This is a genomic window from Staphylococcus sp. FSL W8-0305, assembly GCF_037966415.1.
Lineage (GTDB): Bacteria > Bacillota > Bacilli > Staphylococcales > Staphylococcaceae > Staphylococcus > Staphylococcus aureus.
Map to the genome: position 1 here is coordinate 1309401 of NZ_CP150198.1, position 11229 is coordinate 1320629.

12 protein-coding genes and 2 pseudogenes are annotated in these 11229 nt (G+C 31.3%); 6 read left to right on the top strand and 8 right to left on the bottom strand.

Annotated elements, in window-relative coordinates; all coding sequences use genetic code 11:
- Positions 1–99 precede the first annotated feature (99 nt).
- Complete coding sequence (locus NST10_RS06460; protein WP_000857616.1) at positions 100–1773, bottom strand: amino acid ABC transporter ATP-binding/permease protein; 1674 nt, start codon at positions 1771–1773, stop codon at positions 100–102.
- A complete protein-coding gene (locus tag NST10_RS06465) occupies positions 1770–3401 on the bottom strand; it encodes an ABC transporter ATP-binding protein/permease (protein WP_000737163.1) in 1632 nt (543 codons plus the stop codon). Before NST10_RS06465 ends, NST10_RS06460 begins: the two co-directional genes overlap by 4 nt.
- Before the next feature lie 218 nt (positions 3402–3619).
- Here NST10_RS06465 and NST10_RS06470 point away from each other — a divergent pair, with 218 nt between their 5' ends.
- The 4 genes and pseudogenes from NST10_RS06470 (at position 3620) to NST10_RS06485 (ending at position 6378) form a co-directional block, all read left to right on the top strand.
- Positions 3620–4495: an undecaprenyl-diphosphate phosphatase gene (locus NST10_RS06470; protein ID WP_000469883.1), complete on the top strand. Its 876-nt coding sequence runs from the start codon at positions 3620–3622 to the stop codon at positions 4493–4495.
- A gap of 171 nt (positions 4496–4666) precedes the next feature.
- Positions 4667–5349, top strand: a pseudogene (locus NST10_RS06475) (hypothetical protein).
- 2 nt (positions 5350–5351) lie between these two features.
- The gene (locus NST10_RS06480) at positions 5352–5810 is read left to right on the top strand and encodes a YaiI/YqxD family protein (RefSeq protein ID WP_000148821.1); all 459 of its coding nucleotides are present in this window, start codon (positions 5352–5354) and stop codon (positions 5808–5810) included.
- A 1-nt stretch (position 5811) separates the two neighbouring features.
- Positions 5812–6378, top strand: a complete 567-nt coding sequence (locus tag NST10_RS06485) for a TIGR00730 family Rossman fold protein (RefSeq protein WP_339211955.1) — start codon at positions 5812–5814, stop codon at positions 6376–6378.
- A 94-nt stretch (positions 6379–6472) separates the two neighbouring features.
- Here the strand turns inward: NST10_RS06485 and NST10_RS06490 are convergent, their stop codons facing one another.
- From NST10_RS06490 to NST10_RS06505, 4 genes are all read right to left on the bottom strand, one after another.
- Positions 6473–7015, bottom strand: a complete 543-nt coding sequence (locus NST10_RS06490; RefSeq protein ID WP_000638614.1) for a GNAT family N-acetyltransferase — start codon at positions 7013–7015, stop codon at positions 6473–6475.
- Positions 7016–7094: 79 nt separating this feature from the next.
- Positions 7095–7394, bottom strand: coding sequence for a hypothetical protein (locus tag NST10_RS06495; RefSeq protein WP_000545116.1), 300 nt, complete (start codon positions 7392–7394; stop codon positions 7095–7097).
- 137 nt (positions 7395–7531) lie between these two features.
- The gene (locus NST10_RS06500; RefSeq protein WP_000733427.1) at positions 7532–7921 is read right to left on the bottom strand and encodes a hypothetical protein; all 390 of its coding nucleotides are present in this window, start codon (positions 7919–7921) and stop codon (positions 7532–7534) included.
- 66 nt (positions 7922–7987) lie between these two features.
- A complete protein-coding gene (locus tag NST10_RS06505; RefSeq protein ID WP_001259673.1) occupies positions 7988–8431 on the bottom strand; it encodes a GNAT family N-acetyltransferase in 444 nt (147 codons plus the stop codon).
- 126 nt (positions 8432–8557) lie between these two features.
- Between NST10_RS06505 and NST10_RS06510 the strand changes: the two genes are divergently transcribed.
- A complete protein-coding gene (locus tag NST10_RS06510; RefSeq protein ID WP_000842865.1) occupies positions 8558–9247 on the top strand; it encodes a DUF1129 family protein in 690 nt (229 codons plus the stop codon).
- A gap of 154 nt (positions 9248–9401) precedes the next feature.
- On the opposite strand, the pseudogene NST10_RS06515 reads toward NST10_RS06510, so the two are convergent.
- Positions 9402–9848 (bottom strand): annotated as a pseudogene (locus NST10_RS06515) (transposase); the annotation flags it as partial.
- Between the two features lie 61 nt (positions 9849–9909).
- On the bottom strand, positions 9910–10584 hold the full coding sequence (locus tag NST10_RS06520; protein ID WP_001105942.1) for an IS6-like element ISSau6 family transposase: 675 nt from the start codon (positions 10582–10584) through the stop codon (positions 9910–9912).
- Between the two features lie 94 nt (positions 10585–10678).
- Between NST10_RS06520 and NST10_RS06525 the strand changes: the two genes are divergently transcribed.
- On the top strand, positions 10679–11056 hold the full coding sequence (locus NST10_RS06525; protein ID WP_000361064.1) for a DUF6262 family protein: 378 nt from the start codon (positions 10679–10681) through the stop codon (positions 11054–11056).
- Positions 11057–11229: the final 173 nt, after the last annotated feature.

Genomic DNA, 11229 nt, shown 5'->3' on the forward strand with positions numbered 1-11229 from the left:
ATGTTTAGAATTTATTAAGAATAGAAAAACAATTAGCACGCGTAAGCTTGTTAGTTAAAAAACTGCTTGAAAGGTTTCTTAGCCTATCAAGCAGTTTTTTTATGCATTATATTGAATCATATTCCATAAAGCACCTTGATTAGCGAGTAATTGTTGATAGTTTCCCTTTTCAACTATTTTACCATTTATCATCACAATGATGGTCTCAAAACGTGACAATAAAGTTAAATCGTGTGTAGCAACAATTAATGTTTCTGCATGTGCTTCAATTAAATCCATAACTTTCAAACTATTTTGTTTATCTAATGCCGTTGTTGGTTCATCTAAAATCCACGTTGATGCAGTATCTTTTAATAACATCCTCGCAATCGCTAAACGCTGAATTTCTCCGCCAGATAATGTATGACCATCTAAGTCAATTTGACGTTCTAGTGCCAAATGTTCTAAATCTAATTGCTTAAATATTGCTTGCACCGCTTCATCTTTTTCATCGGTAAATAAATTTTGACGTATTGTACCATCAAATAATTGTTGAGATTGTAGCAAGACATTTAACGCTTCAAACTTATCTTTGTCATCTATTTCAAACATATCCATATTTTCGAAACGAATAGAGCCACTATCTAATTGATATAACCCTGCCATAATTTGTAGTAATGTACTTTTTCCTGAACCAGAAGGACCCACAATCGCAATCTTTTCGCCTCTATTAACATTAAAATTAATATCCGACAACACATACGTTTGCTGGTTCCAATACTTAAAACTAGCGTCCTTAACTTCATAAATGTTCGTTGCATCATACTTATCATTAAGGCGTTTATTTCCATTGGTAGAAGGTACAGATATCACTTCATTAATATCGTGCAATGCTTGGTCAGTATCGGCTTTATAATACGCGACATTTGTCATTGGTACAGCTTGTTCAAATAAAGTTAAGACCATTAAAACTATACTCGTCATATAAATAATATTTAGTTGGCCTGCATTAATTTGAATTAATCCTAGAACTAAACTACCAAAAATCGAAAGCATAGCAATAATATTTAATATAAAATCATAAATCGTTAAAAAGCGTTGCTCTTTAAGTTGTAATTTATCAAAATGATTTAATTTAGCCATCAAATTATTTCGATAATGATTAATTTGATTAAATCGACGTAGTTCATCCATACCAGCTTTATAATCATAAAAATGATTTAAAAATCGAGCCTGTTCATTAGCTGCATGTTTCTTTAAAGTACGTGCTTTTTTTGAGCTTAACCAAGGAACAATGAGTAAAGTAAACAACATGCTAACCATAATCAATAGCGCATGGCCGATTGAAATGAACGCCAATACTATTACTGTAACTAGCGCTGTCAAACCGATGACGACTGGTGGATAATAAACACGTAAATAAATATTTTGTAACGCCTCAACACGACTAATCATACGTGAAATTAAATCACTAGAACTCAGTTTACGGTAAACATTAGGAATGACATTTACTAATTTACCGAAAAACTGTACCCGAATATCACGTAGCATTGTAAATGTAGCTTTATGAGAAATAAGGCGCTCTACGTATCGAGTAATAGCTCTTAAAAACCCAAACAATTTTACTGTAACGACTAAAATCATCAGAGCGTATAGTGGCGCACCAAGTGCACTTTGTGTCACCATATAACCACTTAAGAAAAACATGGCGAGCGCAACTAAACTTCCACAAACACCAACAACTATAGCTAACAATAAATCCTTATCTACTTGAAATTTTAGTCGTGTTTTCATAAGTCATCACCATTTTCTGTTATATTTACTGAAATATTGCGATCATCAGCAATCAGTCTTCCATTTTCTATATACAAACGTCGTTGTAAATGGCGAATTGTATTATCTCTATGTGCAATGACAATCATCGTTGTACCTTTAAAATGTTGAAACAGAACGTTCTGAATCATGTGTTCTGTTTGAATATCTAAACCAGTTGCAGGCTCATCAAATATAACGAGATCTGGCTTCATAACTAAAAGACGGCAAAGTTCTATGCGTCTCATCTGTCCACCAGATAACATTTCGCCTCCTTCACCTATTATTGTATTAATGCCTTGTGTGAAAGATTGAACTTTGTCTAATAAACCTACTTCGTCTAGCACTTCTTCAACAGTATTATTTTCTATATCTTTAAACATCGTAATATTCTCTTTTATAGAAGCACTGAAAATATATGGCTGTTGACTAAGTATTCCTATATTTAAATCACGCTGGTTTATACTTATAGTACCTATTGTTGGCTGATAAACACCTGCAATAAGATGTGTCAAAGTTGATTTACCTGCCCCGCTTGGACCTACAAGTGCAATTTGATCACCTTTAAATATTTCCAAATTTAAATCATTTAATACCAATCTATCAGAATCATCATATCGAAATGATATGTCTGTTAACTGAATAAATGGTTTTTGATTTTCCTCATACTTTAATAGAAATTCATTATTATTGTTCGGTTGTTCTAAAAACTCAAACACAACGTCACTGGCACCTTCACTTTGTTTTCCAGTATGGAATGCTTGTCCTAAGTCCTTAATTGCATTATAAAATTCAGGCGCTAAAATAATCGCAATTGCCGCAGTTTTAAAATCAATATTATGAAATACTACTAAGTTTAGCGTTGCTTCCAATGCAACCAATCCAATACCTAACATACTTATAAATTCGAGCATTAATCCCGATAAAAAAGCACTGCGTAAAATGCGCATTGTTAAAGTTCTAAACTGAGTACTATCGTCGTAAATATGCTTCTCTGTTTGCTCTGTACGATTAAATAGCTTTAACGTCACTAAACCTTTAGCAATATTTAAAAACCGTTGACTAAATTGATTCAAATAAGTCATTTGATCTTTTGACTCATCTCGCGTTTTCAAACCGAAAATAATATAAAACAAAGGAATAAATGGTGCAGTTATTAACATAATTAATGCGGTATTGATATGGATGAAAAACATTGCAATGATTATGATGAGCGGAACCATCATTGATTTGAACACTTGAGGCAAATAACTCTTATAAAAAGGTGCTAGACCATCAATGTTTTCTGTGAGTATAGTCATTTGTTCACCGATTGGATGACCATTATTTTTATAAATAACCCGCTGTCTAAGCATATGCTTAACTTTAAATGCTAATGTATCACCTAACCATTGATTTAGAAATTGCACAGTCGCTCTTAAAAGTAAAACACCTAATAAAATAAATAATACAATCCATAAACCTTGAAATTGATGTCTTATAATTTTAGCTAAAAAATCTGCTATTAAAATATTTTGCGTTATAACGAGTATGCCGAGACCAGTACTGACCAAGAACATGAGTACCGGAAAAATTTTATATTGAAACAGTATTGTTGTTAATTTTTTCACAATTATATCACCTAAACCTATTATAAAAGGTTTTCCTTAAAATCAAATTAAATAGCTCAATAAAATATTGTAGTTTTACATGTAAAAGAAAATGAATATATACATCTTTAGTCTAGTATTATAACTATAACTAGCATGTCTTTAAATGAATATGCTATCATGATATGGTAATTTTGATATTTAAATAAATTAAATTGAGTAATGAAAGTGGGTACATTATGTTTATCATTGAATTAATAAAAGGTATTATCTTAGGGATCGTCGAAGGATTAACGGAATTTGCCCCTGTTTCCTCTACTGGACATATGATTCTAGTTGATGATATGTGGTTAAAATCATCTGAATTTTTAGGTTCTCAATCAGCATTTACATTTAAAATCGTCATCCAATTAGGATCCGTCTTTGCAGCAGCATGGGTGTTCCGCGAACGCTTCTTAGAGATTTTACATATTGGTAAACACAAACATGTTGAAGGAGATAACAATCAACAAAGACGTTCAAAGCCAAGACGTTTAAATTTATTACATGTATTAGTGGGTATGGTGCCAGCAGGTATTTTAGGCTTACTATTTGATGATTTCATCGAAGAACATTTATTTAGTGTGCCAACTGTTATGATTGGCTTATTCGTAGGTGCTATCTATATGATTATTGCTGATAAATACTCAGCTAAAGTTAAAAATCCACAAACAGTAGATCAAATCAGTTATTTCCAAGCATTTGTCATCGGTATTTCTCAAGCTGTAGCTATGTGGCCTGGTTTCAGTCGTTCAGGTTCAACGATTTCAACTGGGGTATTAATGAAATTAAATCACAAAGCTGCATCAGACTTTACATTTATTATGGCTGTTCCAATTATGTTAGCGGCTAGTGGTTTATCTTTATTAAAACATTATCAAGATATTCAGATTGCTGATATACCTTTTTATATTTTAGGCTTTTTAGCTGCATTTACTGTTGGACTAATTGCAATCAAAACATTCTTGCATCTTATTAACAAAATCAAATTAATTCCATTTGCCATTTACAGAATTGTATTAGTAATCTTTATTGCTATACTTTACTTCGGATTTGGCATTGGTAAAGGTATTTAATTTCCTTTTAAAATATAGACTGTCAATTAAGGAACCACTTGATTGGCAGTTTTTATTGTCTTCTTTGAAAAAACATCTGAAATACTTATAAGTGATTCACTACTCTCATCGTTTATATTGATGTATCATAGGGTATGTAAAATTAATAAAGTAATTATGGAGGCAAGATCTATGGATAAGAAAAAAGTCATCAAATTTATGATTAATGTATTACCAATTGTATTGGTACCGTTAATTGTTGAACGTAAACGTATCAAACAACATCCGGACGTACAAAAAGTTACAGATGCTACAAGTAAAGTTGCTTCAAAAACATCTGCAGCAATCAGTAACACAGCGAGTGATGTTAAAGAATATGTCGGCGATAAAAAACAAGATTTTGAAAATAAGCGTGAACTTAAAAAGTTTGCTAGAGAACATGATCCTGCCTATATTGAGAAAAAAGGCGAAAAATTAGCTAAACAAAATCGTAAAGACGCTGATAAAATGAATAAAATACTTCAAAAAAATATCGAAAAGCGTCATAAAGAAGAGCAAAAAGCCCGCGAAAAGAATGAAATACAACGTATTAAAGATATGAAAAAGTCACAAAAATACGAAGTAAAAGCAGGCTTAACACCTAATAAATTAGATGAGAAAACTGAGAAAAAAGGCGATAAACTAGCTGAAAAAAATCGCAAAGAAATCGCTAAAATGAATAAAAAGTTACAAAAAATATTGAAAAACGACACAAAGAAGAACAAAAACGCCAACAAGAAGCTGATAAAGCACGCATCAAGTCATTTAAAAAATATAAAGATTATGTTGCCAAAAGCGCCTCTCAACAAAATAAAGAAAACAATACAGAGGCATAATTGTGACACATATTATTATTGATGGAGATGCTTGTCCTGTTGTTGATTCTATTATAGATTTAACAACTGAGACAGGCATTTTTGTGACAATTATTCGGAGCTTCAGCCATTTTTCGAACCAATTATATCCCCCACATGTATCAACATTATATGTTGATGATGGACCAGATGCAGTTGATTACAAAATTGTTCAATTATCAACGAAAGATGATATCGTAATCACTCAAGATTATGGACTCGCAAGTTTATTAGTCGACAAAGTCTTAATTGTCATGCATCATAATGGGAAGATATACAATTCCAAAAATATTCAACAACTATTAGATAAACGATATATGAATGCACAAATTAGAAAACAAGGTGGTCGCCACAAAGGTCCCCCACCTTTTACAAAGCAAGATCAAAAAGTGTTTGAAAAATCACTATTAAGAGTCATTCATCGAATTAAGGAGCTGGATTAATATGAAGCGAATCGCAGTTTATTGTGGTGCAAGCAAAGGTCATGACCCTTCATATGTACAAAAAGCATACGATTTAGGTAAATATTTTGCTGAACAAGGTTATGAATTAGTATTTGGTGCAGGGTCAATTGGTATTATGGGTGCCATTCAAGATGGTGTATTAGATCATGGTGGCAAAGCTATTGGCGTCATGCCTAAAATGTTAGATGAACATGAAATCACAAGCCAACGTTTAACTGAATTAATTTTAGTTGATTCTATGCATGAACGTAAAAATAAAATGGCAGAACTTGCAGATGCATTTGTCATGGCTCCTGGTGGCCCAGGTTCACTAGAAGAATTTTTCGAAATGTATAGTTGGGCTCAAATAGGTATCCATGAAAAGCCTATTGCCATTTATAATATTAATGGCTTTTTCAATCCACTACAAACAATGATTGACCATATGATTGAGGAAGGTTTTATTGATCCTAAGTATCGTGCACTTGCACCGTTATGCGACACTAAGGAATCATTAATAGAATCAATATTAAATTTCAAACCTCTAGGTACTCGTTCATACGATTAATCATTCTAAGGTTAAAAAATAAACAAACACCCCTAATATTGTTATCATCAGCTAAACAATATTAGGGGTGTTTGTTACGCTTATGTATAAATTTTCACTTTCGAAGATTAATGTAATAGCGCACTTGCCTTTTTAATAAATGATACTTACTTAGATTGGGTAATTCGAAATGATCATACACTGTCATGCCAATTTTTTCCATTACACGTTGTGAAGCTTTATTTGCTTCTGCTGTAAAACTATAGACATCGTATATTTGATGTTGTTCTGCTAACTTCAACGTTGCCTTTGCGCCTTCAGTTGCTAATCCTTTTCCCCAAAATTCTGGCAACAAGCGCCAACCTATTTCATAAAGCGGTAATTCTTTAAATGGATAATCGCTTGTTTCTGGAATATAATTCAAACCTATAAAGCCTATCCATTGATGGGACTCTTTATCTTCTACAGCAAATAATCCAATGCCATAATCTTTAATAACCGCATCCATAGTTCTCATATCTAATTCTGAACGACGATAACTCAATAAACTTGGAAAATATTTACGTACGTCATAATTCGCATTCATTTTTTGAAAAGGTAACAGATCATCTTCATGCCAGTCTCTTAATATTAAACGCTCTGTTTCACAATAAATCATCGATTGACACTCCTATATAATTTCTCAATAAAAAACACAAAATCGATATTTTGATCAACTTTGCGTTTTAGATAGCAGTTTATTTTGATTTAGAAATATAGCTTATAAGTTCAACATGAACTGGCACTTCTTTTAAACGTGCTCTATCTGATTTCAGCGCAGTAAAAGTTGCATCTATAAAATCTTGTTGATGGTTTAAACGATATGTAGCAACAAAAGTATCTGTATCGGACTCAAAGTTTGGTAAATGTGCAATTACACGCTTAATTTCGCCAGTAGAATCAGCAATCGTGCGTCCTGTAATATTTTCTAATTCTCTACCTAATTCTGGCAAAGTAATATCTTGACCCTCTAAAATTCTAAAATCTTGTTCATGCATGCCGTTTCTCTCCTTTATTAATTACGTTGTCTATTTTTACGTTCTGTTTCAATCATGACCACATTTTAATTAATACATACCCTTAAAATAAGGTTTAAAACGCTGTACCTTTCATCTATAACAAGTAAGCAATTCAATTATGATTGGTGTTTGTCATTAGCTTTTTGATCTTTATCTGTTGATGTAGGCTTTTTGTGATTATCTTTATCCGATGACTTAGTTTGATCTTTTGATTGCTTATCTTGTGATGCCTCTTTATCTTTGTCTTTATTTTTGTCTTCGTCTTTTTTATCGTCCTTGTTATCTTCTTTTGAAGGTTTTAAATCTTTCACTTCTTTTTCAAGGTCTTTTTGCTTATCTGCTAATTTTTCTTTTTCTTGTTGAAGCTTTTCTTTTTTATCTTTTAATTCTTTATTTTCTTTTTGTAAATTATCGATATCCTTTTCCAGAGTGGCTTTCTCTTGGCTTTTACCACAACCTGTTAAAAATAGCATGATCGCCATAATGCTGATGATTAATTTCTTCATATAAAACTCCTTAACGTCATTAAATCTTTTTTAATTTTAACATGAATTAGCAACATAATCCTAATTCTAATCAATATCTTTATACATTTTTACATGACTCACTTGATAACCTAAATCTTTATTCAAAGATATCATTGGTAAATTACTTTTATGAATTGTACTGCTTATTCGCTTTGCATTCATAGTTTTTGCCCATTTTTCAAGCGCAATCTTCAGTTGCGTAGCTATTCCCAGTTTGCGAAATTGTGGTTCAACATATAGCAGTTCAATGTTAACCATACTTTTTTCATTACTAAAATGTCCCCAAATAAACGCTATTAATTGACCTTCATTTTCATATATATAAATTTTATCATTTGTATGTTCTAATCTTGAACATATCATCTCGTACCTAAGAGCAATACTCAGTTTAGTACATTTATAGTTGGATTCTGCTTGCGACAATAATGTCTCATGTATATTAGCTATTTGCTTGATATAATTATGTTCATCTTTATTAAGTGTCCTCATTTTCTTCTCCAATATTAATCGTTATATTTATGCGTTTAATATGATATGATTGACCTTATTAATACTATAAAATCATTTCCATTTTAGTTTGGAATTAAACATTTTTAAAGGAGCGCTTTAGTAACAATGAAAAGTACTGCGCAATTAACAAAAGAAAATAATGTTAAATCATTAAGATTAAGCAATACTGATAGAGAAATCTTCGAGAATTATATGACTTATATGCGCTCTGACTTTCGCGTCAATCCTCATGATACAGAGTTAATTATTAACCGTATACTTAAACAATTATTAAGCGCAGAACAACATGGTTTATTAGCCTTAGATTTTTTCAATCACGACCCAAAAGCACATGCAATAAAAGAACTAAAAGCGATGCCTAATGAAACATTTAAAAATATTTTTAAATATATATATCAGCACATCGTTCTATTAATTGGTATTGTTAGTTTTCTCAAAGGATTTTTAGGATTTTTCATGGAAAAAAGTGGAAGTAATTTATATTTTGTTTCATTCCCGTTTTCAGTAGTCGTTGGATTCTTTATTGTCTTTTTATTTATATGGTTTAGTTTTAAAACAATTCAACTGCAGTGTTTTAACAATTCAAATTGGATATGGATATTCACCTATTTAGCAATCATTCTACTAATTGTAGGATTTTTCTATGTATTCTTTATTCCACAATCATTACTTGCCTTTGGACCATATATTCAGGTAAGCAATTGGGTATTTATTATATTTTCATTTATAGTTATGCCTATTGGATTACGCATTGAAAGAAATATTTCGAAAAAACATTCTCATACATTTTTATAAACAAAAAGCTTATTACATCATATGCTAATTTGGTACTGTTAATGATAAAATCACTAAATTACAGTTACCTAAAAACATATTTTGCAATAAGCTTTTTATTAATTAATCAATAAAGCATCTATAAAGAACCATACGAGCTTGGGACATTAAGTTCTTAGGCAATGTAAAAAAGCTGATTTCTATTAATTATTTGATAGAAATCAGCTTTTTTTAAATGTATTTGATAATATACAGCTCGTCGAGCTACTATTTTCCTTATATTAAGTGCCATTAATACAAAACCTAGCTCTCGTTTAACTTTATTTATTCCTCGAACTGACATTCGAGTGAAACCCAAAATAGCCTTCATAAATCCAAAAACAGGCTCTACATCAATTTTTCTTTGACTATAGATTTTTTTCGTTTCTGGTTCAGAAAGCTTTTGATTAATTTGGGCTTTAAAGTATTCCCAATTATAATTCTTCATGATTTTCTTATTGGATTTCGAATTTGGCTTCATGCATTGTTGCCTCAAAGAACATGCTGAACAGTCATCGCATTCATATAGTTTGAAGTCACGTTTAAAACCATATCTATTATTACGGTATGCATATCTTTTAAAAGGTTCTGTTGCAAAGTTAAAAAATAAGTGTCTAACCTTATGTTTAAAATAATACTTCGTATTAACTAGCTAGCATGATGCTAATTACACGGCATGGCGAAAACCCGTAGATCTGAAGAGATCTGCGGTTCTTTTTATATAGTCCATAAATACATTCAATGCCTTTGATCGTATTCTTTGCCGTATTGATACTTTGATAACTTATTTTCCTTACTTTGATATGACGATGATCTTGTTCAATGAGATTATTTAAATATTTAGAGGTACAATGACAGTTGGGGGTAAGTTTAAAATCTTTAATCACTTTGGACATTGCCACCTTCGTTGAAGGGGCTTGGTCTGTAATTATCATTTGAGGTTTGCCAAATTGTTTAATAAGACGTTTAATAAACGTATATGCTGAGTGATTATCTCGTTTCTTACGTAACGAAATATCTAGTGTATGGCCATCTGCATCAATAGCGCGATATAAATAATTCCATTGCCCTTTAATTTTGATATACGTCTCATCTATATGCCATTTATAATAAGCTTGCTTATTCTTTTTCTTCCAAATTTGATACAAAATAGGAGCATATTCCTGTACCCATCGATAAATTGTTGAATGATGAACATAGATGCCTCGTTCTCTCAATATTTCAGATATATCACGATAACTTAATGCATATCTTAGATAGTAGCCAACGGCTACAGTAATGACATCTTTGTCAAATTGCTTATATCTGAAATAATTCATCCTCTGCACCTCATTTTTGTTGACTATTATACTATATTTCTAACTTTGCAACAGAACCGAACAAATCATTGGAAGTTTGACGGGGTAATTATCAATGGATAAACAAGTTAGAAATACAACAGAAATTGTACGTTTGGCGAAGCAGAAATCACAAAAGACAAGGGAAAAAGTAGACAAAGCGATTTCTAAATTTTCGATTGAAGGTAAAGCTATTAATTTTAATTCAATAGCAAAGGAAGCTAATGTTTCTAAATCATGGCTTTATAAGGAACACGATATTAGGCAAAGAATCGAATCCCTTCGTGAGCGTCAAATAACATCAAATGTAGTCTCAAAACCCAAGAAAAGTTCTCGTTCGGAGGAAATCCTTATAAAAACCTTAAAAAGAAGGGTTATGGAATTAAAAAAAGAAAATAAAAAATTACAGAACCAAATTCAAAAATTATATGGAGATCTGTATAATAAAGAGTAGTTTTAATTATTAATCTGTAGACAGATTGTGAAAGGATGCACTTAAACTAACGGGGCAGTTATGTTTAAGATACTTTAAAATTTGGTTAAAATCTCCGAAAGGATTGGTTTCTAACATTAGAAATCAATCCTTTTTAATATTAATTATATATCATTCAAACAATCATTTGACTA